The organism is Serratia sp. Ser99 (assembly GCF_024519545.1).
GTDB lineage: Bacteria > Pseudomonadota > Gammaproteobacteria > Enterobacterales > Enterobacteriaceae > Serratia > Serratia liquefaciens.
Genome location: NZ_JALJRT010000007.1, coordinates 107,201 through 133,697, shown reverse-complemented (window position 1 = coordinate 133,697; position 26,497 = coordinate 107,201). Strand labels below are relative to the sequence as shown.

Below are 26,497 nucleotides of genomic sequence, written 5' to 3'. Positions count from 1 at the left end.
GATTATAGCGCAGTTTATCCTTAGCGCTAAGAGGGAAATAGCGGCGGCCCCCGGCAAAAATACCGGAGGCCGGCAGAATTACGGCTTCAACAGATCTTTGACGTCCAGCAGGATAAATTCATTGTCATCCGCCATGTTCGGCTGGCGGCTGGAGGAGAACGGGAAGTTATTGTCGTTACCGACAATAATATGACTGCCGTCCACCACGTCGACGTTTTCAATGGTGAAGAACGGGAAGGTCAGCACACCGTTGTTCAGCGGTTTGCGCGCCAACTTGTTCGGGTCCTGAATGTTCAACAGGTCGATATAAGCCAGTTTATCGACCGGTTTGCCGACGTTGGCATCAGAAAAAGCGATTTTATATACCCGCTTGAACTTCGCCACCTGGCTGAAGCAGTTGTCGGTTGGCGCACCCGCCGCACAAGCTTTGTCCGGCGTACCTTCGCCATTATCACGCTCAATCACCAGTCCATGGGTAGCGTCGATCATATTGAAATCGCCGATGGCGTTCTGGTTGTCTTCCAGCACGTACTGCCAGCTGCGGCCAGTCCAGGCCTGCTGTTTCACGTCAAATTCCAGCACCCGCAGGTAACGTTTTCCATCGCGGTTTTCAAACTTTTCGCCATCCCACAGCGCGCCCTCAAGCAACGGGTACAGCTTACTGCCGTCCGGCGATGCCGCCATGCCCTCAAAACCCTTGGAACGCGCTACCTGGAAGTTCTGTTTGCCATCCGGTGCACCCGGTAGGGTCAGCGTCGGGTTATCCGGCGATTTGACTACCTTGCCGTCCACCTTGGTGTCGAACACCGCCAAAACCTTACCGTCCAGATCGGCCTTGATCAGGTAAGGGCCGAATTCATCGCCGATCCACAGGGCATTGTCGGCGAACTGGAAGCTTTCCGGGTCGAAGTCACTGCCAGTCAGGTAACGCTGGTCGGTGCTCTCATTGACGATATGGAACGGCACTTTCTGGTCAGGATCGTGCAGGAATACCGTTTTCAGCGGCGTCACCGTGCCGTTGTCAAAGTCGATTTTGTAGTGATTGAGGTACAGCATCGCATCCGGTGAGTTGGCTTTGCTGCCGAAGCCGTTGTCGGTCAACACCCAGTAGGTGCCGTCGGGCATGTGCTTGATACCGGAATGGCCCTGAAGGGGTTGGCCCGCGATCGGCAGGCCGATACCGGTCATGCGATCGGCGGATTTTCCCGCCACGCTGCCCAGTTCCGTCACGCGTTTGCCGCTGGTGTACTTACCGCTTTGTTGCAAATCAGTGGGAGCACCCTGTGGCGCCGCAATACTGGATTTTACCGCCAGTATCGCATGCCCGGCCAGCGTCGCAGACACCGGTTGGGCATCAGCCCACAGGTTACCGCTCAGCGCCATACAGCCAGCCAACAGCGCCAAACGAGTTTTGGTGATGTGCATGTCATGGTTCCCTTTTTGTTGTTATCGCCCAGAAGTAAAAGCAACGTCACTATAGGGAGCCGCAATGACAGAAATATTATTCGGCGAACGCTCGCCGGTAGCTGCGCGGGTGGAAGCACCAGGTGATGGCGATAAGCACCACCACCAGCAGTGCGTGAATTTGCCAATCGAGCACAAAACCACCGCTGTAATCACGCAACAGGCCGGAAATGTACGGCGTCGTACCCGCCAGCAGGAAGCCGATACCCTGCATAAATGCCACCAGTCGCCCCGCCGCCGCCGGGTGCGGAATATGGTCGAGCGCCAGCACCAGGCACAGCGGGAACGCACCGCCCAGCCCCAGGCCGGAAAGCAGTACCCACAGCCAAGGCAGCGTTTGCGGCAGGTAGATAAGGCCGATGAAACCTGCCAACTGCATGATCAGCGCCAGCAACAACAGCGGACGGCGGTCCGTAGCGCGCGCCAAGGCGGGCAACAGCAGCGCCCCCACGACCTGGCCGAAGGTCATCAGCGCCAATAGCGACCCGCTGGCCTGCGGCTGCCAGCCGAGCTGCATGTAATAAGGGGGGAGCCAGGCGATCAGGCTGGTGTAGCCGCCATTAATCAAACCGAAATAGGCACCGAGCAACCAGGCGCGACGGCTGCACCATAAGCTCGGTCCGCGAGCAGTACCGGATGGCGTCAGGCGTGCCAAACCTCGGCTGACGGGCCACCAGGCGATCAACGCCACCAGCGCCGGTGCTGCCCACCAGGCCAGCGCGCTATGCCAGTCATGGCCAACACTCATCAGCCAGGGGGTAATCGCCGCCCCCAGTCCACCGCCGCCCATCAGCGCCGCCGACCACAGCCCGGCCACCAACGCCATCTGCTTGAGAAAATGATGCTTGATAATACCGGGCATCACCGCCTGGATAACGCCAATTCCCAGCCCGCCCAGCACCGCACTCAACATCAACTGCGTGCTGCCCGGTGCCAGCTCGCGCCAGGCAGCACCCAGGCCAATGGCCAGCAAACTCAGGACAACGCTGGTGCGTTCACTGAACAAACGGTTGAGGGCACCGCCAGCCAACGCCATCAGCCCCATCATCAACACCGGCAAGGTGGTCAGCAGGGCCGCGCCGCCAAAACTCAGCCCGGTAGCCTGGCGCAGCGTCGGCAGCAGCGGGCCAATAGACGTCAGCAACGGCCGCATATTCAAGCCAATCAGCACCAGTACCCACAGCAGGGGATTGAACCAGCGGCGTAAGAAAGGGGGAGCAATAAAATGATTTAACACGGTCTATTCCTGAACTTCCGGGGTGAAGAGTGCGACGTCACAACCTGTACGCCGCAGCGTTGCATTACTCTAGGCAACGCCGCTAGTATTGGGAAATTAAATAATAAAATAGCCAGCAGTGGGAAAATGAATCGCTACCCGATGTTCAATCCGCAGTTATTGCTCAGCTTTGTCGCCGTGTGCGACAGCGGTAGCTTCACCCGCGCCGCGGACCGGGTATTTTTATCGCAGTCCACCGTCAGCCAGCAGGTGCGCCGGTTGGAAGAGATGCTCGGTAAACCGCTGTTTGAGCGCTCCTCTCATCAGGTGTTGCTGACCGAGGAAGGCGTCAAACTGTTGAGCTATGCGCGGCGGATCATCGCGCTGAATGAAGAGGCACACGACGCCCTGACCGGTATCTGGCGCGACGGCGTACTGCGGTTGGGGATGCCGGAGGATTTCGCGGCGCCAACTACGGAACTGCTGGCGGAATTCAGCCGGGCGCACCCGCACCTGCGGCTGGACGTCACCAGCGGCCTGAGCGCCGATCTGCACAGCGCCTATGCCCGTGAAGAACTGGACCTGATCCTGGTGAAACAGCGTCGTAGTCAACCTCCGCGCGCCGCCAGGCCGGAGCCGCTACTGTGGCTGGATAGCCTGGCCTTTCCGGCCATCGAACAATCCCCGGTACCGCTGGCGGTGTTCCCGCTAAATGGCCTATACCGCGATGACCTGTGCCAGGCGCTGGATAACCTTGGCAAGCGCTGGCGCATCGGCTACAGCAGTGCCAGTCTGGCGGCTCTCACCGCCGCATCCGCCGCCGGGTTGGGCGTCACGCTGTTGCCAGCGAGCTGTCGCTTGCCCAGCCACCGGGTGCTCGGCATCGCCGAAGGGTTACCGCCGATCGACAGCATCGAACTGGCGCTGTATTACCGCGACGGTGCCCCCGCCGCCACCCCGGCACTGGCTGAACGGCTGAAGGCGTTTTGCGGATTGGTGTGAACAGGCTATTCCAAAAGATGCTGATGTTTGAGTGACAACCAATCATTAATCGCCAACCACAGTGCCTCGGCTTGTTCCAGGCAGGTGTACACTGCTGCATCCGTCACTAAATCACCTGAGTAATCAGCGATATTGCGTTGTTTTCGCAAAGCATCCAGACAGATCATTGCTTCACGCGAGATACCCAGGGTAAGCGGCAACGATTGAATCATTAGCTGATGATGACCAGGTTTATTTGTCGAAGTCCGAAAACCTTCCGCCTGCAGAGCAGCATTGGCAATTTGCATAACCGCTTTATAGGCCGCATCAAAACGTGTTTCATTGCTAAGCAAAGTGATGCTGGCATCATGCTGGTTACGCGCAGCGGCGGAGAGTAATTTTCTGATGGCGCCCGCGTCAGGTTGTATCGCCTCCAGGCCAAGACCTATCAGGTTGTCTAACGTCATCCTTGCCTCCCAAAATCCTTAGCTGGGGCTTACTCATAATATCCTGAATAAAGGCTGAGTTTTCCGCCAAAGCCATTTGCCACTCTGCCGGCGAGTACAGCTTGGGGTTAATTTCTCGACCCAGTTCCTGCTGTAACGGGTAAAACGCGTTGATCACCTCAGAAAAAGACAAGTGACCGACGATCAGGACGTCTATGTCACTGTCTGCCGTCGCTTTACCACTGGCGATCGAACCAAAAATAAACGCCAGCTCAAGCTCAGCATTAAGCTCGGATAATACCTGCCGCAAACGTGCGGCCACCCCAGAGGTTTTGCGGAAAATCGCTACCAACTCTGCAAAAATCAGGCAGTCGGGGTTAGCGCGATAATAAATCTGCTTCCCTTGGGGCTGTCTTAGCAGAATGCCGCCCAGCGCCAACTTGCTCAACTCTTTATGTAGAGTACCGGCCTGAGTTGCGGTCCGACGCGCAATTTCGCGGACATGAAATGCCTGCTCCGGCTGCATTAGCAGCAGATTTAGCACTTTTCGTCGATATTCACTGAATAAAAGATCGAGCAAAGAGTCGTACATGGTGCTTCTCTATGTAGCCCTATTAGCTACAAATGTAGCCAACAAAGCTACATTAAACAAGCAAGCACTAATACCCGACCTCACCGTAACGCTCGCGGTAATCTTTCGGCGTCATGTCGTAACCCTTCTTGAATACCGAGTAAAAATACTGCAGTGAGGGGTAGCCGCACATCTGCGAAATCTCGTTGATGGTCAATGAAGTTGCCTTTAACAGGTTACAGGCCCGATCCAGCTTTTCCTGATGGATTACATGGTGGATGGTTTCGCCGGTTTCATCTCTGAAGCGTTTTTCGAGATTGGAACGCGACAGCCCTACCGCATCGAGCACCTGTTCGACCTTGATACCCTTACAGGCGTGATGGCGAATATAATGCATGGCCTGGATCACCGCCGGGTCACGCAGCGAGCGAAAGTCGGTGGAACGACGCTCGATCACCTTCACCGGCGGCACCAGAATACGTTGCAGCGGCAGCTCACGACGATCGAGCAACTGATGCAGCAGCTTGGCGGCACGGTAGCCCATCTGGCGGGTGCCCTGCGCCACGGAAGACAGCGCCACCCGCGACAGGTAGCGCGTCAGCTCTTCATTGTCGATGCCGATGACGCATAGCTTTTCGGGCACCGCAATGTCCAGATGTTCGCAAACCTGCAGCAGATGGCGTGCCCGGGCATCAGTCACGGCGATGATGCCGGTCTGCTGCGGCAGCGTCTGTACCCAGTCCGCCAGCCGGTTCTGGGCGTATTGCCAATTCTCCGGCGCAGTGGCCATGCCCTGATAGACCACGCCCTGATACTGCTCCAGCGCCACCCGCTGACGGAAAGCATGTTCACGCTCTTGCGCCCAACGTTTACCGCCTTCGCTCGGCAAGCCGTAGAAGGCAAAGCGATTAATGCCCTTGTCCTTCAGGTGGCTGAACGCCGCCTCAACCAACGCCTGATTATCCGTGGCGATGTAATGCACCGGCGGGTAATCCTCATCACGATGATAAGAGCCGCCCACACCGACGATCGGCACCCTGACGTTATGCAGCAAATGTTCGATTTCACGGTCGTCGAAATCGGCAATCACCCCATCGCCCAGCCAGTCCTTGATGTTGTCGATACGGCAGCGAAAATCCTCTTCGATAAAGATGTCCCAATCGCACTGTGAAGCCTGTAAATACTCACCAACGCCCTCAACCACCTGGCGGTCATACACTTTATTGGCGTTGAACAGCAACGTAATGCGAAAGCGCTTTTCGAACATGCGGTATCCCCAGTAACCCCCAGTGACGGTAGGGGCGAATAAATTCGCCCCGATTAAGGCGGGCGCAGCATGCAGCGCCCCTACCCTGTCTGGGGATGGCGAGTGAGTCGCCTGACTGCAACTTGAAAGCTACAGGGTATTCTCTGCGAGAGCAGCAAGCGTCACCTCATAACTGTGACCGCGGGCGCTATATCCAAAATAATTGGAGTCGTATCAGGGCGGCAAAGGAACTCATTCCGATGAGCTTACTAAAGTCAGTGATCCGGGTGAGTGAGTGTAGCCAACACAGATGCAGCTTCAAGTATGAAGGATATATTCTTATGCCCGGCGCTTGGTGGCGGAATCCATCCACACCGCCAGCAGCAAAATGGCCCCCTTGACGATGTACTGCCAGAAAGTCGGTACGTCCAACATGCTCATGCCGTTATCCAGCGAGGCCATGATAAACGCCCCCATCACCGCCCCGGCCACGCTGCCTATGCCTCCGGCCAGGCTGGTGCCGCCAATCACGCAGGCAGCGATGGCGTCCAGCTCGGCAATATTGCCCGCCGAAGGCGAACCGGCGCCCAGCCGCGAACTGAGGATCAGACCGGCAATCGCCACCATCAGACCGTTGATGGCAAACACCGCCAGTTTGGTGCGCTCGACGTTGACGCCCGACAGGCGCGCAGCGTCAATATTGCCGCCGATAGCGTAAATCCGACGGCCAAAGGCGGTGCGGGTGGCCATAAATATCCCCGCCAGCATCAGCGCGGTCAGGATCAGCACCGGCGTAGGCACCCCGCGATAGTCGTTGAGTAAATAGATTGCGCCGAGTACCAGCAGCGCCAAAATGCTCTGGCGGGTTGCGTCACCGGTCGGCGTGGCTACCGGCAACCCCAGCTGTACGCGTCGACTGCGCCGCCGCCATTGCCAGGCCACAAACAGCATCAGCCCCACCGCGCCGATACCGAAACCCAGCCCACCCGGTAAATAGCTCTGACCGATTTGCGACATGGCGCCGCTGGTCGGTGCCACCGTGGTGCCATTGGTGATACCGATCAGGATGCCGCGAAAGGCCAACATCCCCGCCAGAGTGACGATAAACGAAGGGACTTTGCGATAGGCAACCCACCAGCCGTTCCAGGCCCCCAACAGCAGACCGGCCACCAGCGTCACCACGATGGTCAGCGGCAACGGCCAACCGAACCAGACGTCAAAAATCGCCGCCGCGCCGCCCAGCAGCCCCATCATCGAACCGACCGACAGATCGATTTCCGCCGAAACGATCACGAACACCATTCCGACTGCCAAAATGCCGGTGATCGCCGTCTGGCGCAGCAGGTTGGAGATATTACGCGCGCTGAGATAGGCCCCTTCGGTGGTAAAGGTAAAGAACAGCATAATGACGACTATCGCCGCCAACATTACAAACACCTGCAAATTGATGGATTTCAGCTTCACCGTCGTTTTTTTCTCCACCCTTGCCGCTACCAACGCTTCAGACTGCGTGTTTTTCGACATCTGTTTCACTCCTCAAAGCGGCTTCCATCACCTGTTCCTGAGTCAAACCGCGGTTGATCAACGAAGCCTTGATGCGCCCCTGGTGCATCACCAACACCCGATCGCTTAATCCCAGCACTTCCGGCAACTCGGAAGAAACCACGATCACCGCAATCCCCTGCTGTACCAGTTGATTGATTAATTTATAGATTTCTTGTTTTGCACCGATGTCGATGCCGCGTGTCGGTTCATCCAGAATCAGGATTTTCGGCTTCAACAGCAGACACTTGGCCAGAATCGCCTTCTGTTGATTGCCCCCACTCAAGCGGGCGATAGCCAGTTCTGGCGAGGAGGTTTTCACCCTCAGCTGCGCCAGCGACTGGCGGATGGTTGCCTGTTCATGGGCGTCGTCGATCACCGTCAGCATGCCGCTGAAATCACTCAGCGCCGCCAGCGTCATATTGGCCCCGACGCCCATCACGGGGACGATGCCATCACGCTTGCGGTCTTCCGGCACCATGGCAATACCGTAGCGCATCGCCTGACGGCAGTTGTTGATAGTGGCCGGCTGACCATTGAGGGTAATGCTGCCCTGCCAACGACCAGGGTAGACGCCGAACAGGCACTGCATGGTTTCGGTACGCCCTGAGCCGACCAGCCCGGCAACGCCGAGTATTTCGCCGCGCCGCAGGCTGAAAGAGACATCGTCCACTCGGCGAACCTGACGGTTAACCGGATGCCAGGCGGTCAGGTTATCCACCTGCAGGATCACCTCGCCTATCTCATGCTGTTGTTGCGGATACAGCTCGGTCAGCTCTCGCCCCACCATCATGGCGATAATGTCGTCCTCACTCATTTCCGCCGCCGGACCGGTGCCGATGTGCTTGCCATCGCGGATCACGCAGATCAGATCCGAGATCGCCTTCACCTCGTTCAACTTGTGCGAAATGTAGATACAGGCAATACCGTGATCGCGCAGATCCCCGATGATCGCCAGCAGCGTGGCAGTTTCACTTTCCGTCAGCGAAGCCGTAGGTTCATCCAATACCAGCAGCCGAACCTGTTTGTTCAGCGCCTTGGCGATCTCCACCAGCTGCTGCTGCCCCAACCCGAGTTCGCCAATCGGCGTATTGGGATCCACCTCCAGTTTGACCTGCGCCAGCATGCGACGGCAGCGCAGGTACATGGCGTCATAATCCATCACCCCGTAGCGGCGCCATTCATTGCCGAGAAACATGTTTTCCAGCACCGTCATCTGCTTTACCAGCGCCAGCTCCTGGTGAATGATGGCAATACCTTTCTGCTCGGTGTCACGAATATTTTTCGCCGTCAATAAATCGTCAGAGAAATAAATATCTCCCTGATAACTGCCGTGTGGATATATTCCGCACAGCACTTTCATCAGGGTGGATTTTCCCGAACCGTTCTCACCACACAGCGATAATACCTGGCCAGCTTCCAGTTTCAGGCTGACATTATCCACCGCCTTAACCGCACCGAACTGCATGGTGATATTTTTCATTTCTAATAGGTTGGGCATTATTCCCTCCACATTACCGGCTTTCGGAATTATTGAATGTCGGCTTTTTTGTGGAAACCGTCGGCAATAATGGTGCTGTCAATATTCGCTTTATCCACCGGGATCGGCGTTAATAACCAGGAGGGCACTTCTTTGCTGCCGTTATTTAAGCTGGCATTGGTTTTCGGCTGTTCGCCCTTGCCCAGCTGCACGGCAATGCCCGCAGCCTCATCGGCCAGTTTGCTGATTGGCTTATAGACCGTCATGGTCTGGGTACCAGCGACGATACGCTTCACCGCCGCCAGATCGGCGTCCTGGCCGGAAATGGCCACTTTGCCCGCCAGGCCTTGTGCGGCAAGCGCCTGAATTGCGCCACCGGCGGTGGCATCGTTAGAAGCCACCACCGCGTCGATCTTGTTATTGTTGGCGGTCAGCGCATTTTCCATGATTTTCAATGCGTTTTCCGGCAGCCATCCATCAACCCACTGATCGCCCACAACCTTGATTTTCCCGCCGTCGATCAGCGGTTGCAGCACCTTCATCTGGCCCTGGCGGAACAGCTTGGCGTTGTTATCCACCGGCGAGCCGCCCATCAGGAAATAATTGCCCTGCGGTACCCGCTGCACCAGGCTTTGCGCCTGCAATTCGCCGACCTTTTCATTATCAAAGGAGATGTAGAAATCGATGTCCGCGTTATTGATCATGCGGTCGTAAGCCAGGACCTTAATGCCTTCCCGTTTGGCTTCGCTGATGACGTTGCTCAGCACCTGGCCGTTATAAGGAATAATCACCAGCACGTCGACGCCGCGGTTGATCATATTTTCGATCTGCGCCATTTGGGTTTCTTCATTGCCGTTAGCGGATTGAACAAACACGTCTGCACCCAGCGACTTGGCTTTGCTGACGAAGATATCGCGGTCTTTTTGCCAGCGCTCCAGGCGCAGGTCATCGATCGCCATGCCGATTTTGACTTCTTTGCTGAACGCCGGTTGGCTGGCCAGCGCCAGCAGCGCGCAGACAGAAAGGAACACAGGTTTAAATTTCATCTTATATACCTTTGTTATTTAAAGCATAAGGAAGGTAATTGAAATAGGCCGATTACACAGCTTCGAGCAGATTGTTGTCGCTTATTTATACTTCGGCAATTACTGATTTTTACCGGCCAATTACGATTTTTGGTTTAATGTTATTTTTATGATGGCGGTCATGCTTTCACGCTGTAAAACAGCACATCGACAAATAAAAATGAAAGAAGCCTTAAATAAAGCACGGTTAAACCCTTATTATGGGATCTGCCGCACATTTAATAATTCTGTGAATTTAAGTGTGAAATAACGTAATTGAGCCGTCTGCCGCAAACTCCGAAGATAAAGCCATCCCGTAACTCGGGCATTGCTACCCAGGAGTCGATAATGCAACCTTATTTTGATCAGCTTGAGCAAGTGCGCTACGAAGGCCCAGCCAGCAATAACCCCCTGGCCTTTCATCACTACAATCCGGATGAACTGGTGCTTGGCAAGCGCATGGCGGAACATCTGCGTTTCGCCGCCTGTTACTGGCATACCTTCTGCTGGAACGGCGCGGACATGTTCGGCGTCGGTGCCTTCGATCGTCCCTGGCAGCAGCCGGGCGACGCGCTGGCGCTGGCCAAACGCAAAGCCGACGTGGCGTTCGAGTTCTTCCACAAGCTGAACGTACCTTACTACTGCTTCCATGACGTAGATGTCTCACCGGAAGGTGCCTCGCTGAAAGAGTATCTGCACAACTTTGCGGTAATGACCGACGTGCTGGAAGAAAAGCAGCACAGCAGCGGCGTGAAACTGCTGTGGGGCACCGCCAACTGTTTTACCCATCCGCGTTATGGCGCCGGGGCCGCCACCAACCCGGATCCGGAAATCTTCAGTTGGGCAGCCACCCAGGTGTTCACCGCCATGAACGCCACCCAGCGCCTGGGCGGTGAAAACTACGTGCTGTGGGGCGGGCGTGAAGGCTATGAGACCTTGCTAAATACCGATTTGCGCCAGGAACGTGAGCAAATTGGCCGCTTTATGCAGATGGTGGTGGAGCATAAACACAAAACCGGTTTCCAGGGCACCCTGCTGATTGAGCCCAAACCGCAGGAACCGACCAAACATCAGTACGACTACGACGTCGCCACCGTCTATGGTTTCCTTAAGCAGTTCGGCCTGGAAAAAGAGATCAAGGTGAATATCGAAGCCAACCACGCCACGCTGGCAGGCCATTCGTTCCATCATGAAATCGCCACCGCCATTGCGCTGGGCATTTTCGGCTCTGTCGATGCCAACCGGGGTGACCCACAGCTGGGCTGGGATACCGACCAATTCCCGATCAGCGTAGAAGAGAACGCGCTGGTGATGTTCGAAATTCTCAACGCCGGGGGATTCACCACCGGTGGGTTGAACTTCGATGCCAAAGTCCGCCGTCAAAGCACCGACAAGTACGATCTGTTCTATGGTCATATTGGCGCCATGGATACTATGGCACTGGCACTGAAGGTCGCGGCAAAAATGGTGACTGACGGCCAGTTGCATCAGCAGGTAGCGAAACGCTATGCCGGCTGGAATGGTGAATTGGGCCAGCAAATTTTGCAGGGCAAACTGTCGCTCGAAGCCTTGGCGCAGTACGCTGAAGGCCATGCACTGGCGCCGCAGCACGTCAGCGGCCGTCAGGAACAGCTCGAAAACCTGATGAACCGCTATCTGTTCGGCTAACCGATCGCGCGGCACACGCCGCGCCTTTAAGGATCCTCAACCATGTATATCGGCATCGATCTCGGCACTTCCGGCGTAAAAGTTATTTTGCTCAGCGAGCAGGGCCAATTGCTCGCCAGCCACGGTGAATCGCTGCCCATTTCCCGTCCTCATCCCCTATGGTCAGAGCAGGCCCCGCAGGACTGGTGGCACGCCACCGACCGCGCGATGCTGGCGCTGGGCAAGCAACACAACCTGCAGCAGGTAAAAGCCATTGGGCTCAGCGGTCAGATGCACGGTGCCACACTGTTGGATGCACGTCAGCAGGTGCTGCGCCCGGCGATTTTGTGGAACGACGGCAGAAGCGCCGCACAGTGTCTGGCGCTGGAACAGGCGGTGCCGCAGTCGCGGCAAATCACTGGCAACCTGATGATGCCGGGCTTTACCGCTCCCAAACTGCTGTGGGTACGGCAGCATGAGCCCGAGCTGTTCAAACGTATAGATAAAGTCCTGCTGCCCAAGGATTACCTGCGCTGGTGCCTCACCGGCGAATTCGCCAGCGACATGTCGGACGCCGCAGGAACCGGCTGGCTGAACGTGGCGCGGCGCAACTGGAGCGAGGAGATGCTGGCGGCTTGCAGCCTGACTCGCCGCCAGATGCCACAGCTGTTCGAAGGCAATCAGATCACCGGCCAGACCCATATTGAACTGGCCAAACGTTGGGGCATGTCGCCAGTGCCGGTGGTGGCCGGCGGCGGTGATAATGCCGCCGGGGCGATCGGCGTAGGCCTGTATCAGGCGGGGCAGGCGATGTTGTCACTCGGCACCTCCGGCGTTTATTTTGCCGTCAGCGACGGTTTTCTCAGTAACCCGGCCAGCGCGGTACACAGTTTCTGCCATGCGTTGCCCGACACCTGGCACCTGATGTCGGTCACGCTCAGCGCTGCATCCTGCCTGGACTGGGTGTGCAAACTGACCAACGTCGAGGACGTCGCTACCCTACTGCGCAATGTCGAACAGGCGCCGCCGGCGGCAGCGCCGCTGTGGTTCCTGCCCTATCTTTCCGGCGAGCGTACGCCGCACAACAATCCTAACGCCAAAGGCGCATTCTGGGGCCTGACTCACCAGCATGGGCCAACCGACCTGGCGCGCGCCGTGCTGGAAGGGGTTGGTTTCGCCCTGGCTGATGGCATGGACGTACTGCACGCCAGCGGTCTGCAGCCGTCCAGTATCACCCTGATTGGCGGCGGCGCGCGCAGCCCCTTCTGGCGACAAATGCTGGCGGATATCAGCGGCCAGCGGCTGGAATACCGCACCGGCGGCGATGTTGGCCCGGCGCTGGGGGCGGCTCGCTTGGCTCAGATTGCCCTGAACCCGCAGCGCCCACTGGCTGAATTGTTGCCTGAATTGCCGCTGGAACAGGTACATACACCGGATGCCGAGCGCCACCAGCAGTACACCGCGCTGCGCAGCACCTTCCGCGAGCTCTATTCCCGTCTGTTACCGTTGATGTAAAACCGAAAGGGGGCCAAACAGCGCCCCTTATTATTGCCAAATCGAATAGTCGCCAGTGGCAAATGTCGCTGCCAACCCACGCGCTCCTCTCCTAAATTGGTGGCTGTCTTTTGACGCACCTCACCTCTGGATTAAGGAATTGAACGTGGAAAAAAACCAACAACAAAGCCGCAGAGCTTTCCTCAGCCAAACCGGCAAAATCACCACCGCCTGCGCAGTCATTGGTCTGACGGGGGGTGTGGCGCAAGCCGCAGCGCCAGCGAGCAGCGCATGTATACCAGAGAGCACACCTATGAGCCTGGCCGACAGCCACTACTGGCTGAGCGACGTTCGACTGGAAGACGGTTTTGAGTACGATGGCGAGACGGTGATCGGCACCCGCACCGCGCTGTATCAACTTGAAATCAAAGACGGAAAAATTGCCGCAGTTCACCCGAAAGAAGCAACGCCTCCCGCCGGCGTAGCACGCTATCAGGCGCAGGGCCAACTGCTGCTGCCGGCATTTCGCGACATGCATATCCATCTGGATAAAACCTTCTACAGCGGCCCATGGCAGGCACCGCGCCCACGTCAGGGCAAAACCATCATGGACATGATCGCGCTCGAACAGACCTTGATCCCCAAGCTGTTGCCCACCTCGCAGCAGCGTGCGGAAAACCTGATCGCCTTGCTGCAATCGAAAGGCAGCACCGTGGCACGCAGCCACTGCAATATCGATCCGGTCAGCGGGTTGAAAAGCCTGGAACACCTGCAGCGTGCGCTGGAAAACCACCGGGCGGACTTCAGCTGTGAAATCGTCGCCTTCCCGCAGCATGGCCTGCTGCATTCCAAAGTCGACGGCTTGATGCGCGAGGCCATGCAAATGGGGGTGCAATACGTCGGCGGACTGGATCCGACCAACGTTGACGGCGCCATGGAGAAGTCGCTGGATGCGATGTTCCAGATTGCACTCGACACCGGCAAAGGCGTCGATATCCACCTGCATGAAACCAGCCCCGCCGGCGTAGCGGCAATCAACTACATGATCGCCACCGTAGAAAAGAACCCGGCGCTGCGCGGTAAAGTCACCATCAGCCATGCGTTTGCCCTGACCGTGCTGAACCAGAATGAACTGGAGGAAACCGCTAGCCGGCTGGCGGCGCAGCAAATCACCATCGCCTCTACGGTGCCGATTGGCGGGCTGATGATGCCGCTGCCGCAGCTCAGTGAAAAAGGGGTATTTGTGATGACCGGAACCGACAGCGTGATCGACCATTGGTCACCGTTCGGCAGCGGTGACATTCTGGAAAAAGCCAACCTTTACGCCCAACTTTACCGCGGCTCCGACGAATTCCACCTCTCCCGTGCTATGGCAATCTCGACCGGTGGCGTGCTGCCGCTGAACGACAAAGGCCAACGCGTCTGGCCGCAGGCCGGGGACAACGCAGAGTTTGTACTGGTCAACGCCAGTTGCTCCGCCGAGGCGGTGGCCCGCCTGCCGGCGCGCACGGCCACTTTCCATCAGGGGCGGCTGGTCGCCGGCCAGGTCGGCAAAGCCTGATGCTGGTCCGTTGATGTCACCATGATGGCCGTTTTTGGCCTTCTGCCAGACAAAGTAACGGCGCAGTATGGCGTCATACCCATTGGCGGAGGGCCGAAAATGTCACAGAGCGCGTTATTGATCATCGATGTTCAACAATCATTCCAGCATCGCCCATTCTGGCAGGAAGAAGATCTGCCCGCTTTCCAGCAGGCACTGACACGGCTGATCGAAGGCTGTCGCCGGCAGGGCGTAGCCTTGGTTGATGTTTTCCACGTATCACCGGAGGGGCCGTTTTCGCTGGCATCCGGCTGGGTAAAACCGCTGCCGTTCCTCAACCATCAGGCAGACGTCACCGTTCATAAACAGGTGCACAATGCACTGACCGAATCCGGTCTGGACGCCTGGCTGCGCCAACGGGATATCGATCACTTGATTATCTCCGGCATCCGCACCGAACAGTGCTGCGAAACCACCACCCGGGTGGCGTCCGATCTCGGTTATCGGGTGACTTTCGTCACCGAGGCCACGATGACTTTCCCGATGCAGCATCCCAATGGAGAAGTCTTTACCACCGAACAGCTCAAGCGTCATACTGAGACGGTGCTGGTCGACCGCTTCGCCCAGCTCGCCAGCGTGGATGAAGTGCTGGCGCAACTCTCACAGGAGTAATCATGCCGCAGGCCGTCTATTTTTTGATGTTGCCCAACGCGCTGTCGCTGGACGTCAGCGGCCCGGCCGAAACCCTGCGTTTGGCCGGGGCATTCAGCCTGCGCTACATCAGCCCACTGCCGCAGATCACCTGCTCGATTGGCATGACGTTGAGCCAACTGCAGCCGCTGCCCGCCCGACTGGAAGACGGCGCTATTGTGGTGGTGCCCGGCGCACGCGATTCACGTAGCGATTTTGACCATCAGGCGGCCGAACAGGCCCGCCACTGGCTGGCGGCGCTGCAACCCGATTTGCGGCAGCAGCGCATCACGCTGGTCTGTATCTGCTCCGGCGCCCTGCTGGCGGCGCAGGCCGGGCTACTCGACGGCTATCAGTGCACCACCCACCATGATGTGATCGAACGCATGCGTCAGCAGGCCCCGGCCGCGCAGGTGAAAGAGAACCGTATCTTTGTTGAAGACCGCAACCTGTACACCAGCGCCGGCATTACCGCCGGTATCGATCTGGCGCTGCATTTGATTAACCGTCAATGCGGTGCAATACGGGCAATGGAGATTGCCCGCGAAATGGTGGTGTATTTTCGCCGTTCCGGCGATGATCCGCAGCTCTCCCCCTGGCTGCGTTACCGCAACCATCTGCACCCGGCGGTGCACCGTGCGCAAGACGTGATGGCCGCCGAACCCGAGGCCGAATGGTCGGTGCCGCAGGTGGCGGAAAAGGCCCATGTCAGCAGCCGCCATCTAGCCAGGCTGTTCCGTAGCCACGTCGGCATCAGCGTGCGTGAATACCATGAACAGCTGCGGCTGGCGGTGGCGCAGCAGCGGCTGCAACAGGGCTATGGGCTGGAAAAGGCGGCGCTGGCGGCGGGGTTTTCATCCGGTCGTCAACTGCGGCGTGCCCAGCAGCGCGGCTCGACCGCGTTATGACACCAGCCGCCGAGAGTCTATTTTCTGCAATCCCATCGACAACAGCAGGCTGAGCGCCAACGCCACGCCGAATACCCAGAAGATATCCAGTAACGGATGGGCGGTCAGCGTCAGGTGACGGCTGCGCATAAAATTGATGATAATGGCGTGAAAACCGTAGATTGCCAGCGAATGTCGGGAAAAAATGCCCAACCAGCCAATAGGCTCGGGCAGACAATTTTTAAACCATACCACCAGGGATACCGCCGCGATAAACACCAGCGGCCCACAGTAGATGTAATAAGTATCGGCAAAGTTACCGTTGATGAACATCTGGCTTTTGGTGCCCTGAACGATCAACGCCACGCTAGCCACAAACCCCAATATCGCCAGCCAACTGATACCTCGCCCCTGGGTGTCCATCATGCCAATCGCCCGGCCGGCCAACGCGTACAGCAGGTAGTAAAAGGTGTCCCCATAGATATACAGATTGACCGGCAGCAGGTGAGCGTTACCCAGGGTCAGCGAGCTGGTATTGGGATTGGCGACCACCGCCAGGATCACCAGCACGCCGGCCAGGTAGCGGCGTGATACCGGCTTGACGTTGATCAGCGGCGACAGCAGATAAATCACCGCGATCGCATAGAAGAACCACAGATGGTAGAACACCGGCTTTAACAATATGCCACGCAGCGACGGCCAGAAACCGATTTTGGTAAACGCCGCGATATAAATCAGCGCGACCGCGCTGTAAAACGCAATACAGCAGCCAATGCGGATGAAATGCTTTTTGCCGGCGCTTTTCTCGCCGAAAAACAGGTAGCCGGAAATCATGAAAAACAGGGGTACCGAAACGCGCGACAGTGAGTTCAGTACGTTAGCGATGTCCCAGTTATGTTCGCCCACCGCCACCCCGCTGGTGACGTAATAGGTGGTGGCGTGGATCATCACCACCATCATGCACGCCACTGCGCGCAAGTTATCTATCCAGCCAATTTTATTGCTCAAAAGATCGCCCGCAATATTGTCATCTTGATTTGTTAAAATAAGGTTATAGAGCGAAAGTGTGGGTGGCAACCCTGACGGCGAATATCAGAATGTGCTGAAACAACACCTTATCGTTGCTAAGGTGAACAATTGGCGGCAAAATAGCCGCCACAACTCGCTCAGATTGCGCTTCCCGCCCTGGCAGTTCCTTATTTCTTCTTTACTTTCAGTACGATAAATATGAAAACTACTTTACCACCTGCGGCTCGCTTGGGTCGACAGGCGCTTTTATTCCCGCTTTGTCTGGTGCTGTTCGAATTTGCCACCTATATCGGCAACGATATGATCCAACCTGGCATGTTGGCGGTAGTGGCCGATTTCAACGCCGGTGAAGAGTGGGTGCCAACCTCAATGACCGCCTATCTGGCCGGCGGTATTTTCCTGCAATGGCTGCTGGGGCCGTTGTCGGATCGGCGCGGGCGTCGCCCGGTCATGCTGGCCGGCGTGGCGTTTTTTATCGTCGCCTGTCTGGCTATTTTGCTGGTGACCAGCATTGAACAGTTTATCTTTATGCGTTTCCTGCAGGGGATTGGCCTGTGCTTTATCGGCGCAGTGGGTTACGCCACCATCCAGGAGTCGTTTGAAGAGTCGGTGTGCATCAAAATCACCGCTCTGATGGCCAACGTGGCGCTGATTGCCCCGCTGCTGGGGCCGTTGGCCGGTGCCGCGCTGATCCACGTCGCGCCGTGGCAGAGCATGTTCGTACTGTTCGCCGCACTGGCTGCGTTTGCCTTTTACGGCCTGTGGAAAGCCATGCCGGAGACGGCTTCGCTGCAGGGTGAGAAATTCTCGGCCGCCAACCTGTGGCGCGACTATCGTCAGGTATTGTCCAACCGCCGCTTTATTTGCGGCGCGCTGGCCATCGGTTTCGCCAGCCTGCCGCTGCTGGCCTGGATTGCCCAATCGCCGGTGATCCTGATCAGCGGCGAGTCGCTGTCGACGCTGGATTACGGTCTGCTGCAAATTCCGGTGTTCGGTGCGCTGATCCTCGGCAACCTGACGCTGGCACGTCTCACCGGCAAGAACAGCGTCCCGCGCCTGATCAAATTGGGTGCCGGGCCGATGATGGTGGGTTTGCTGATCGCGGCGCTGGCGACGATATTCTCCAGCCATGCCTATCTGTGGATGACAGCGGGTCTCAGCCTGTACGCTTTCGGCATCGGGCTGGCCAACGCCGGGCTGTATCGTTTGACGCTGTTCTCAAGCAACGTCAGCAAAGGCACGGTCTCCGCCACCATGGGCATGTTGAGCATGATGGTGTTCACCGTCGGTATCGAGCTGGCTAAAGTGGCTTACGTGTGGGGCGGCAGCGGGCTGTTCAATCTGTTCAACCTGCTCAGTGGCCTGTGCTGGCTGACACTGGTGGCGCTGTTCCTCAGCAAACGCCGCAGCGGCGATGCAACGCCGACGCCTAACGCTGCGTTATAACAAGCGCCGAGCTAACGACACGGGAAGAGACGATATCTCTTTCCGTGTTTCAAGATTTACACTGGATTTAACCCTATCAGTCAGATGAATCAGTTCTCAAACTTATAGCCCATGCCAGTACCGCCTCATGGCTGATAAAATTCATCTGTTCAACGTCACTAAGTGCCTCTAGCGTCAAGCACCTCTGTTCTTTCTCTCGCACAAACCCGGCATACTTTTCATCATCTTTTCTTATGGGCAGTGGTGATAAACCTTCAGTATTCATCCTGATGACCTCGCGACTTAATCAAAATACACGGCTATACCCAAAATAATTGGAGTTGCATCACAACAAAGCCACGGCTTTGTTGAACAGCGCTTGCGCTGGCCCCAACGGGGCGAGGCTTTGCCGAGTAACGCGGCAAGAGCATGAGTCCCCAGGAGCTTACTCAAGTAAGTGACTGGGGTGAGTGCTGGCAGCCAACGCAGAGGCAGCTTCAGGTATGACGGGTATAGAGTCCGCTGTCGCGCAACAGGTGTTGGTTGCCCTTGCGGCGGGTAAATCCGCTGCGGTCGAAAAACTCCAGCACCTGAATGGCCAGTTTACGCCCCACGCCGAGCCGGTCACGAAAATCGGCGGCGTTGGCGCTGCCCTGCGTTTCATCCAGTTCACGGATCAACGCGGCGAATTGTTCTATCCGTTGGCTTAGATAGTAACGATCCACCACCACTGCCGTGACATGGCCCAACTGAGCGGCTTTACGCAGCGTGGTCCGCACCCATGCCTCGTCCTCGCCCAATTCGGCAGCCAGATCGCGCACCCACCAGGCTTCGTCGCCGAACAGCGGTTCAATACGGGCCCACAGGATTTGCTCTTCAGCGCTGAACGCCAAACCGTGCTCCGGCAGGTGCAGCCACCCGCGCGTATTGCTAAGCAAACCGGCAGCCAGCAGCCGATCGATCATCATAAATGCCAGCGCCTCAGACAGTTGCGGCACAGCCATGCGCCGCAGGCGCGCACGCCCCAGGCCGAGCTGATCGGCATGCTGCTGATGATACTCGGCCAACACCTGTAGCAGACGCTGTTGATCCAGCTGTGCATTCTCCTGCGCCAACGCCCTATCACCGGCAATCAGCAATTCATGACTCGCCAACAACTTCGCCAACGGTTTCTCGGTCAGTTGTCGTGCCCAGGCAAAGGCCGCCAGATCCAGCGCGCCCTTGGGCAAATGCAGCGCCAGCACCTGACAGTCATCGTCGGCCTGTGCCAGCGCCGCCAGCCAGGCCAAATACTCGGGTTGGCGCTTACCCCGTTTGGGCGTCGTCAAGCTCAGCACCCTTGCGCCGCCCAGGGTTTGGCGTGCGCCAATATCGCGCAGCACCAGCCGATCGTTTTCGGCCAGCCATAGCGGACGGTCAAGGATCAGTTCCGCCAGCCCATCACTGAGCAACGAAACTCGCCCGGTAATATGGCTGGCGGCATGATGTAAATGCAGCGGCTGCCAGTGCTTTATCGGCAAATCCTTATCCAACGCCACCAGAATTCGCTCGGCGGCGATCGGGGGCTTTTGCGCCAGCAACCAATCGCCGCGTGCGACCTGATCTTTGCTGACGTCACCGCTAATATTCAACGCAATACGCTGTCCAGCCTGCGCTTGCTCAACCGGTTGGTTTTGCGCGTGCAAACCGCGAACCCGCACCGGCGCGTCGGCGCCGGTCAGCCACAGCGTGTCGCCTACCGCCACCTGGCCACCCAGTGCGGTACCGGTCACTACCAAACCAGCGCCTTTCACGCTGAACGCGCGATCCACCGCCAGGCGGAAGCGGCGCGTTACCGCATGTTCGTCAGGCCGCAGCGCCAGCAAATGCGCGCGCAGTGCGTCGATTCCCTGCGACTGCGGCGCGGCGGTGACAAACACCGGTGCCTGTTGCCAACCCTGGCGCGTCAGCTCCTCGTCAAGCTGCTGTCGAACCTCTTCGACACGCGTTTCATCCACCCGATCGGCTTTGGTCAAGGCCACCGTCAGCGCCGGACGCCCGCTCAATCGCAGTATCGCCAGGTGCTCGCGCGTTTGCGCCATCACGCCATCGTCGCAGGCCACCACCAGCAAGGCATGGTCGATGCCACCAACGCCCGCCAGCATATTGGCGAGGAATTTCTCGTGTCCCGGCACGTCGATAAAGCCCAACACCCGGCCATCGGGCTGCGGCCAGTAGGCATAACCCAGATCTATGGTCATGCCACGGCGTTTTTCTTCCGGCAGGCGATCCGCATTGATCCCGGAGATCGCTTGCAGCAGGGTAGTTTTGCCATGATCGACATGGCCGGCGGTAGCAATAATCATTCTCTCAGGGCCTCAATCAGCGCGTCTTCCTGCTCCAGACAGCGCAGATCGAGCCACAGCCTGCCGTCGTTAATTCGGCCGATCACCGGCTGCGGCAGCCGACGCCAGCGTTCTGCCAACGCTTCCAACGTTGCGCCACGGCCATCGAGCGGCGCAAAGGTCAGCGCATAGCTGGGCAGCCGATCGACCGGCAACGAACCGCTGCCAATCTGCGACCAGCAGGGTTCGGCACGCAGTTGGAAATGCCCGGCAAACTGTGGCGCCAGCACCTGCAACAGACGTTCGGCAGAACCCTGCATCGCCTGCTGCGGGCGGGTCAATAGCCGTAGCGTCGGCAGCTGTTGTGCCAACAGTTCGGGCTGTTGATAGAGTCGTAAAGTCGCTTCCAGCGCCGCCAGCGTCAGTTTGCCAACGCGTAGCGCACGCTTCAGAGGGTGTTGCTGCAGCTTGGCGATCAGCGCCTTTTTGCCGACGATGATGCCGGCCTGCGGGCCGCCGAGCAGCTTGTCGCCGGAGAACGTCACCAAATCTACTCCGGCGGCGAGCAACCGCTGCGGCATGGGTTCCGCCGGCAGACCGTATTGCGCCATATCAATCAATGAGCCGCTGCCCAGATCGGTGGCGGTAGGCAGGCCATGCTCTGCGCCGAGCTGCGCCAGTTCGGCTTCTTCCACCGCGGCGGTAAAACCCTGGATGCTGTAATTGCTGGTATGCACCTTCATCAGCAGCCCGGTCTGTTCGTTAATCGCGCTGCGGTAATCTTTCAGGTGGGTGCGGTTGGTCGTGCCGACCTCAACCAGTTGGCAACCGGCCTGGCGCATCACGTCAGGGATGCGGAACGCACCGCCAATTTCCACCAGTTCGCCACGCGATACCACCACCTGCTTGCCGGGGGCAATCGCCGCCAGCATCAGCAGCACCGCAGCCGCATTGTTGTTGACGATGCAGGCGTCTTCCGCGCCGGTCAATTGGCATAATAAATCCGCTACCGCGCGATCGCGGTGACCACGACCGGCACCGTCCAGATCGTATTCCAGCGTTACCGCCGCGCCCATGGAACTCGTCACCGCTTCTATCACCGGCTGCGCCAGCAGGGCCCGGCCAAGGTTGGTGTGCAGCACGGTGCCGCTGAGGTTGAATACCGGAGCCAATGCCGGACGCTGCCATTGCTCCAGCTCCGCGCTGAGCGCCTGTGCCCAGTCACCGCACCAGTCTGGTAACCTTTGGTGGTGTTTAATGGTTTCACGCGCCTGCAGTTGCAATTGACGCAGTAACTCGCCAATCAGCGTTTGTCCGTGCTGCGTAACCAGCGGTTCGATAGCGGGATCGCGCAACAGGCGATCGATGGCGGGTAACTGGCTGTAAAGAAGCTGGGATTCAGTGCTCATGGTCGCTCGGTTTCAGTGTGGAGGTCTCGCATCAAGTAAAACCCCGCCGCAGCGGGGTGAGGGAAATCAGGGGGGCAAGGTGCGGGCAAAGCTTTCACGGGCAAACAGCCGCTCGGCCAGCTTGATCAGCGCCGGTCGCTCGACGCACCAGTTGGGCATGATGCGGCGGAAATTCAGGTAGCCCAGCGCACAACCGGTAGCAATATCCGCCAGCGTCAGCGCTTCGGCATTGAGCAACGTTTTTTCCTGCGCCAGTTTTTCCAGCGCATCCAGTCCGTGCGTCAGCTTGCCTCGCTGGCGCAAGATCCAGTTTTCATCCTGTTTTTCCGACGCCCGTTTGCTCTCGCGAAACAGCGTGGCGGCAGCTTCCGTCACGCCATCGGCCAAGGCTTCCACCTGGCATATGCGCAACGCGGCGGCGCGTTCGACAGGCAAAAACGCCGGGGCCACGGACAACATTTCGAGGTATTCGGCAATCACCCGCGAGTCGTAAAATACGGCGCCATCATCGGCCACCAGCACCGGCACTTTGGCCAAGGGGTTCAGCTCAACCACCCGGCTGCCCGGTTCATACGGCGGATCGTTAACGAATTCGAACGCCATCCCCTTTTCCAGCAGCATCACGGAAATCTTGCGGACAAAAGGGCTGGTGTAACTGCCAATAAGCTTCATCAGTCTTCCCCTCGCTTGCAAACCACAACGTTGTTATTGCACCGCCAGCGTGTCGATAATCTTCTGGACCAGCGCCTGGTGCGCTTCCGGCGTTTTGGCCGGCGACAGCATCTGCAACGTCACCACCCGCTTGTTGAACACCGTCAACATGATGGTAGACACTACCTTCTGCCCGCTGACGCTCTGCTCGGTATCCAGCCGATGGAACTTCTGCTTGCCGACGGTGAAATTCTCTTCTTTGGTGGTCCGAATATTTTGATAGCGATCGGCCAGTTCGGTGAGCATGCTCTGCGTCAGGTCCTTGAGCATTTTATCGCTGCCGTTGAGCTTCATGCCGTCAGGCGGGATCACTTCGGAAGAGACGGTGCTCTGGCGTGATTTCCCGTCGAGGAAGCGCTGAATGGTGGACTGGCTGTCGTTGACGATGCCGCTGTTCTCAGTCTGATCGCTAAAGCCCGGCGGCAATTCAAAGGTGATCTTGCCCTTTTGCATCGAGACTTTCAGCCCCGGGGGCGTCGCTGGCGGAGTTTCGACCGCCGGCGGTGGCGGTGCAGGCTGCGTGACGGTCGGTTTGGGATCCGGCTTCGGTATCTCCGGCTTGGTATCGTCCTTGTTGTCACAGGCTGCCAGCCCTGCCGCTAAAACAGCAACCGCAGTGAATTTCGCAATGGTCTTCAACATCGTCTGTCCCTTTTCCTTTCGCTTCGCGCGTCATTGCGTAAACGTAGCAACTCGCCCGGGCGAATGCCAGAATCCCCGTCCGAAATTAATGGTATTTACGGCCTTAAAGGCGTAGCGGGCAAGGTCAGTTTGAGTGCGGACAGCGCGCAGGCCCCGGAGCGTACACGCAGTACGTGAGGAGGCCGAGCACTGCCCAAGGTTAAAATGTCGCAGCCCGGTAGCCGATCATCATTCCCCCGGGAACAGGAATGGATTGATGCTGCTGCGGGCAAAGCCTTCGTCTTCCATTTTGGCGTCGAGCACCAGCGTGGCCAAATCATCAGCGACGGCCTCGACCTGCGGGTCTTTCTCCTGATACAAAATCTTCAGGTAGGTACCGCAGTCACCGCAGCTCTCCGCTTTAACCGATGCCAGCTCGGTGTCCAGCGACCAATAGTTGAGATCGCGGGTCTGCTCACAGTTGCTGCATTTGATCCGCACCACGTGCCACTCGCTTTCGCACAGGTTGCAGTGCAAATAGCGCAGGCCGCTGACGGTGCCGATATGCACCACGCTGGAAACCGGGATGCTGCCGCACACCGGGCAGAATTGACGGTGTTCGCCATATTCGGCGCGCGCCTTGCCGGGGATAAGGCTGGCCATCTGCGCCCAATAGAGCGACAGCGCGGCCCAGATGAACGGCGCTTTTTCGCTGCCGATCTTGGCGAAATCCTGGTTAAGCAACGCATCAGCCAACAATTCCAGCTCGTGCGCCGAGGCTTTTTCCAGGTTATCCAGCACCGCCAGAATGTGCTCCGGCGCCTGCGGGCGTAGCTCGGCAATCAGCGATGTCAGCAACCGGTGCCAGTGTTGGCTACGCGGGAAAACGCTCAGATCCAGCGGCGGCTTGCCACTGTCGGCACCCTGTTGCAGGACTTCGGTAAGATCAAGCGTCAGCGGGTTGTCGTGCAACGCATGGTGCTGCGCTTCGGCCAGTTGGGCAGCAAAATTCAGGTAGTCGCCCAGCGGGTTGTCGGTCGCCAGCTTACGCAGGCGTTCAGCGCGGCGGCTGTACAGGCTTTTCAGATTAGCGAAAAGTAACGGCGGGATGGTCTCCGCCGTTGTGGACTTCTCGCGCTGTGCCCCTAACTGCTCTTTAGGAACGATGCGGATGCTCATCAGGGTTTGTCTTCCTGTTGTTTCTCGCGGACCTCTCGGTACCAGCGCGGGTGATGTTTTTTAGCCCAGGCCGCCGGCACCCAGCCTTCCACCATCGCGGTAATGGTACCTTTTACCCACAGCGCGGCGTAAATGTGCACCATAATCACGATAATCAGACCGACCGCAGCCAGCGAATGCACCAGCAGCGCAATGCGGATCAGCGGTATCGGGAACGACGGCGCAAAGTAAGGCCGCCAGATCACCACACCGCTGGCCAACAGCAACACCAGGCTAATGATTGCCGCCCAGAATACGCACTTCTGACCGAAATTATAACGCCCGGTGTCACCCACTTCCTCGTTCATGGCGATTTTATGGATGTTTTTGGCCCAGACGATGTCCTCGCGATTGATCAGATTATGCTTCCAATAACGCAGGAACATCAGCAAGAAAGCCGCAAACATAATCACGCCGACAAAGGGGTGCAGAATGCGCGCCAGTTGCGGCGTACCGAAAATGTTCATCAACCAGTTGAAGGAGGGGAAAAAGAACCCCAGCCCGCTGATGGCGGCGAACACAAAGCAGAACGCCACAATCCAGTGGTTAATCCGCTCCGGCGCGCTGTAGCGCTGAATACGCTTTTCCTTTTTCATTTGCGCGTCTCCTCATCATGCAGCTCGTCGTTATCTTCCTCTTCGACGCGGTTTGGTCCGACGCCGACGTAGTGGAACACGCTCGCTGCAAAGGTGGCGGCAAAGCCGATGGCCGCCAGGGGTTTCCACACGCCTTTCCAGAACGTGACCGCCGGGCTGATGCTCGGGTTATCCGGCAGACCGTGATACAGCTGCGGTTTGTCCGCATGGTGCAACACGTACATAACGTGCGTGCCGCCCACGCCCGCCGGATCGTACAAACCGGCGTTCTGATAGCCACGGGTGTTCAGCTCGCTGACGCGATCGGCGGCGACCTGCTTCATCGCTTCCTTGGTACCGAAGTGAATGGCGCCGGTCGGGCAGGTTTTCACGCAGGCCGGTTCCTGGCCAACATCAACGCGGTCGACGCACAGGGTACATTTGTACACCCGGTTGTCGTCCTTGTTCATGCGCGGCACGTCGAACGGGCACCCGGCGATGCAGTAACCGCAGCCGATACAGTGCTCAGACTGGAAGTCGACGATACCGTTGGCGTACTGGATGATCGCACCTTCCGATGGGCAGGCCTTCAGGCAGCCCGGGTCGGCGCAGTGCATGCAGCCGTCCTTGCGGATCAGCCACTCCAGCTTGCCGTTTTCCTCCACTTCGGAGAAGCGCATCACCGTCCACGACTTGGCGGTCAGATCGGCGGGGTTATCGTACACCCCGACGTTGTGCCCGACTTCGTCGCGAATGTCGTTCCATTCGGAACAGGCCACCTGACAGGCTTTGCAGCCGATACAGGTGGTGACATCGATCAGCTTGGCCACTTCTTCCTGGTGGTCACGGGCGCGCGGCGCCGGCGTGAAACCATTGGTGGCGGATTTACGAATGATGTCCTGAGATTGCATTGCCAT

At 58.0% G+C, this 26,497-nt stretch carries 23 protein-coding genes; 7 read left to right on the top strand and 16 right to left on the bottom strand.

Going from position 1 to position 26,497, the window contains the following annotated elements:
• Nucleotides 1-78: 78 nt before the first annotated feature.
• Nucleotides 79-1,425: an esterase-like activity of phytase family protein gene (locus tag NR114_RS15415; protein ID WP_256814276.1), complete on the bottom strand. Its 1,347-nt coding sequence runs from the start codon at nucleotides 1,423-1,425 to the stop codon at nucleotides 79-81.
• 76 nt (nucleotides 1,426-1,501) lie between these two features.
• The gene (locus NR114_RS15410; RefSeq protein WP_129941222.1) at nucleotides 1,502-2,701 is read right to left on the bottom strand and encodes a cyanate transporter; all 1,200 of its coding nucleotides are present in this window, start codon (nucleotides 2,699-2,701) and stop codon (nucleotides 1,502-1,504) included.
• A 126-nt stretch (nucleotides 2,702-2,827) separates the two neighbouring features.
• On the opposite strand from NR114_RS15410, the gene NR114_RS15405 reads away from it, so the two are divergent.
• A complete protein-coding gene (locus NR114_RS15405) occupies nucleotides 2,828-3,682 on the top strand; it encodes a LysR family transcriptional regulator (protein ID WP_020824698.1) in 855 nt (284 codons plus the stop codon).
• A 5-nt stretch (nucleotides 3,683-3,687) separates the two neighbouring features.
• Here the strand turns inward: NR114_RS15405 and NR114_RS15400 are convergent, their stop codons facing one another.
• The 6 genes from NR114_RS15400 to xylF all read right to left on the bottom strand — a co-directional run bounded on the left by NR114_RS15400 (nucleotide 3,688) and on the right by xylF (nucleotide 9,992).
• A complete protein-coding gene (locus NR114_RS15400) occupies nucleotides 3,688-4,128 on the bottom strand; it encodes a DNA-binding protein (protein WP_256814275.1) in 441 nt (146 codons plus the stop codon).
• Nucleotides 4,079-4,699: a nucleotidyltransferase domain-containing protein gene (locus NR114_RS15395; protein ID WP_020824696.1), complete on the bottom strand. Its 621-nt coding sequence runs from the start codon at nucleotides 4,697-4,699 to the stop codon at nucleotides 4,079-4,081. The genes NR114_RS15400 and NR114_RS15395 overlap by 50 nt, the downstream gene beginning before the upstream one ends.
• Before the next feature lie 67 nt (nucleotides 4,700-4,766).
• Nucleotides 4,767-5,945: a D-xylose utilization transcriptional activator XylR gene (gene xylR, locus NR114_RS15390; protein WP_115057929.1), complete on the bottom strand. Its 1,179-nt coding sequence runs from the start codon at nucleotides 5,943-5,945 to the stop codon at nucleotides 4,767-4,769.
• Between the two features lie 318 nt (nucleotides 5,946-6,263).
• The gene (xylH, locus tag NR114_RS15385; RefSeq protein ID WP_256814274.1) at nucleotides 6,264-7,448 is read right to left on the bottom strand and encodes a xylose ABC transporter permease XylH; all 1,185 of its coding nucleotides are present in this window, start codon (nucleotides 7,446-7,448) and stop codon (nucleotides 6,264-6,266) included.
• Complete coding sequence (locus tag NR114_RS15380; protein WP_020824693.1) at nucleotides 7,426-8,967, bottom strand: xylose ABC transporter ATP-binding protein; 1,542 nt, start codon at nucleotides 8,965-8,967, stop codon at nucleotides 7,426-7,428. The genes xylH and NR114_RS15380 overlap by 23 nt, the downstream gene beginning before the upstream one ends.
• Nucleotides 8,968-8,996: 29 nt before the next feature.
• Nucleotides 8,997-9,992: a D-xylose ABC transporter substrate-binding protein gene (gene xylF / locus NR114_RS15375; protein ID WP_020824692.1), complete on the bottom strand. Its 996-nt coding sequence runs from the start codon at nucleotides 9,990-9,992 to the stop codon at nucleotides 8,997-8,999.
• Between the two features lie 366 nt (nucleotides 9,993-10,358).
• On the opposite strand from xylF, the gene xylA reads away from it, so the two are divergent.
• From xylA to NR114_RS15350, 5 genes are all read left to right on the top strand, one after another.
• Complete coding sequence (gene xylA / locus NR114_RS15370) at nucleotides 10,359-11,678, top strand: xylose isomerase (protein WP_020824691.1); 1,320 nt, start codon at nucleotides 10,359-10,361, stop codon at nucleotides 11,676-11,678.
• A 42-nt stretch (nucleotides 11,679-11,720) separates the two neighbouring features.
• The gene (gene xylB, locus NR114_RS15365) at nucleotides 11,721-13,172 is read left to right on the top strand and encodes a xylulokinase (protein ID WP_256814273.1); all 1,452 of its coding nucleotides are present in this window, start codon (nucleotides 11,721-11,723) and stop codon (nucleotides 13,170-13,172) included.
• 145 nt (nucleotides 13,173-13,317) lie between these two features.
• A complete protein-coding gene (locus tag NR114_RS15360; RefSeq protein ID WP_256814271.1) occupies nucleotides 13,318-14,712 on the top strand; it encodes an amidohydrolase family protein in 1,395 nt (464 codons plus the stop codon).
• A gap of 99 nt (nucleotides 14,713-14,811) precedes the next feature.
• Entirely contained in the window at nucleotides 14,812-15,363 is a 552-nt protein-coding gene (locus NR114_RS15355) for a cysteine hydrolase family protein (RefSeq protein WP_020824689.1), read from the top strand.
• A 2-nt stretch (nucleotides 15,364-15,365) separates the two neighbouring features.
• Entirely contained in the window at nucleotides 15,366-16,289 is a 924-nt protein-coding gene (locus NR114_RS15350) for a GlxA family transcriptional regulator (RefSeq protein ID WP_020824688.1), read from the top strand.
• Here NR114_RS15350 and NR114_RS15345 read toward each other — a convergent pair.
• A complete protein-coding gene (locus NR114_RS15345; protein ID WP_129941227.1) occupies nucleotides 16,284-17,276 on the bottom strand; it encodes an acyltransferase in 993 nt (330 codons plus the stop codon). The genes NR114_RS15350 and NR114_RS15345 overlap by 6 nt on opposite strands.
• 219 nt (nucleotides 17,277-17,495) lie before the next feature.
• On the opposite strand from NR114_RS15345, the gene NR114_RS15340 reads away from it, so the two are divergent.
• On the top strand, nucleotides 17,496-18,743 hold the full coding sequence (locus tag NR114_RS15340) for an MFS transporter (protein WP_174573582.1): 1,248 nt from the start codon (nucleotides 17,496-17,498) through the stop codon (nucleotides 18,741-18,743).
• A gap of 476 nt (nucleotides 18,744-19,219) precedes the next feature.
• Here NR114_RS15340 and selB read toward each other — a convergent pair whose 3' ends face one another.
• The 7 genes from selB to fdxH form a co-directional block, all read right to left on the bottom strand.
• Complete coding sequence (selB, locus tag NR114_RS15335; protein WP_234529114.1) at nucleotides 19,220-21,067, bottom strand: selenocysteine-specific translation elongation factor; 1,848 nt, start codon at nucleotides 21,065-21,067, stop codon at nucleotides 19,220-19,222.
• A complete protein-coding gene (gene selA, locus NR114_RS15330) occupies nucleotides 21,064-22,455 on the bottom strand; it encodes an L-seryl-tRNA(Sec) selenium transferase (RefSeq protein ID WP_048759391.1) in 1,392 nt (463 codons plus the stop codon). Before selA ends, selB begins: the two co-directional genes overlap by 4 nt.
• A 66-nt stretch (nucleotides 22,456-22,521) precedes the next feature.
• Nucleotides 22,522-23,127 (bottom strand): glutathione S-transferase, encoded by a 606-nt coding sequence (locus NR114_RS15325; protein ID WP_234529115.1) that lies wholly within the window; start codon nucleotides 23,125-23,127, stop codon nucleotides 22,522-22,524.
• A 33-nt stretch (nucleotides 23,128-23,160) separates the two neighbouring features.
• Nucleotides 23,161-23,808 carry a DcrB-related protein gene (locus tag NR114_RS15320; RefSeq protein WP_020824682.1) on the bottom strand — a complete coding sequence of 216 codons (648 nt, stop codon included), beginning with the start codon at nucleotides 23,806-23,808 and terminating at the stop codon, nucleotides 23,161-23,163.
• A 228-nt stretch (nucleotides 23,809-24,036) separates the two neighbouring features.
• Nucleotides 24,037-24,966, bottom strand: coding sequence for a formate dehydrogenase accessory protein FdhE (fdhE, locus tag NR114_RS15315; protein WP_020824681.1), 930 nt, complete (start codon nucleotides 24,964-24,966; stop codon nucleotides 24,037-24,039).
• On the bottom strand, nucleotides 24,966-25,601 hold the full coding sequence (gene fdoI, locus NR114_RS15310) for a formate dehydrogenase cytochrome b556 subunit (protein ID WP_013810963.1): 636 nt from the start codon (nucleotides 25,599-25,601) through the stop codon (nucleotides 24,966-24,968). The genes fdhE and fdoI overlap by 1 nt, the downstream gene beginning before the upstream one ends.
• Nucleotides 25,598-26,497 carry a formate dehydrogenase subunit beta gene (gene fdxH, locus NR114_RS15305; protein WP_020824680.1) on the bottom strand — a complete coding sequence of 300 codons (900 nt, stop codon included), beginning with the start codon at nucleotides 26,495-26,497 and terminating at the stop codon, nucleotides 25,598-25,600. Before fdxH ends, fdoI begins: the two co-directional genes overlap by 4 nt.

Bases quoted from the DNA above. Each gene is read 5' to 3' on its own strand.
- fdoI (WP_013810963.1), bottom strand. From the start codon at position 25,601: ATGAAAAAGGAAAAGCGTATTCAGCGCTACAGCGCGCCGGAGCGGATT.
- NR114_RS15380 (WP_020824693.1), bottom strand. From the start codon at position 8,967: ATGCCCAACCTATTAGAAATGAAAAATATCACCATGCAGTTCGGTGCG.
- NR114_RS15355 (WP_020824689.1), top strand. From the start codon at position 14,812: ATGTCACAGAGCGCGTTATTGATCATCGATGTTCAACAATCATTCCAG.
- NR114_RS15325 (WP_234529115.1), bottom strand. From the start codon at position 23,127: ATGAAGCTTATTGGCAGTTACACCAGCCCTTTTGTCCGCAAGATTTCC.
- NR114_RS15405 (WP_020824698.1), top strand. From the start codon at position 2,828: ATGAATCGCTACCCGATGTTCAATCCGCAGTTATTGCTCAGCTTTGTC.
- NR114_RS15350 (WP_020824688.1), top strand. From the start codon at position 15,366: ATGCCGCAGGCCGTCTATTTTTTGATGTTGCCCAACGCGCTGTCGCTG.
- selB (WP_234529114.1), bottom strand. From the start codon at position 21,067: ATGATTATTGCTACCGCCGGCCATGTCGATCATGGCAAAACTACCCTG.
- xylF (WP_020824692.1), bottom strand. From the start codon at position 9,992: ATGAAATTTAAACCTGTGTTCCTTTCTGTCTGCGCGCTGCTGGCGCTG.
- xylR (WP_115057929.1), bottom strand. From the start codon at position 5,945: ATGTTCGAAAAGCGCTTTCGCATTACGTTGCTGTTCAACGCCAATAAA.
- NR114_RS15400 (WP_256814275.1), bottom strand. From the start codon at position 4,128: ATGACGTTAGACAACCTGATAGGTCTTGGCCTGGAGGCGATACAACCT.
- NR114_RS15415 (WP_256814276.1), bottom strand. From the start codon at position 1,425: ATGCACATCACCAAAACTCGTTTGGCGCTGTTGGCTGGCTGTATGGCG.
- NR114_RS15340 (WP_174573582.1), top strand. From the start codon at position 17,496: ATGAAAACTACTTTACCACCTGCGGCTCGCTTGGGTCGACAGGCGCTT.
- NR114_RS15320 (WP_020824682.1), bottom strand. From the start codon at position 23,808: ATGTTGAAGACCATTGCGAAATTCACTGCGGTTGCTGTTTTAGCGGCA.
- xylA (WP_020824691.1), top strand. From the start codon at position 10,359: ATGCAACCTTATTTTGATCAGCTTGAGCAAGTGCGCTACGAAGGCCCA.
- fdxH (WP_020824680.1), bottom strand. From the start codon at position 26,497: ATGGCAATGCAATCTCAGGACATCATTCGTAAATCCGCCACCAATGGT.
- fdhE (WP_020824681.1), bottom strand. From the start codon at position 24,966: ATGAGCATCCGCATCGTTCCTAAAGAGCAGTTAGGGGCACAGCGCGAG.
- NR114_RS15395 (WP_020824696.1), bottom strand. From the start codon at position 4,699: ATGTACGACTCTTTGCTCGATCTTTTATTCAGTGAATATCGACGAAAA.
- xylB (WP_256814273.1), top strand. From the start codon at position 11,721: ATGTATATCGGCATCGATCTCGGCACTTCCGGCGTAAAAGTTATTTTG.
- xylH (WP_256814274.1), bottom strand. From the start codon at position 7,448: ATGTCGAAAAACACGCAGTCTGAAGCGTTGGTAGCGGCAAGGGTGGAG.
- selA (WP_048759391.1), bottom strand. From the start codon at position 22,455: ATGAGCACTGAATCCCAGCTTCTTTACAGCCAGTTACCCGCCATCGAT.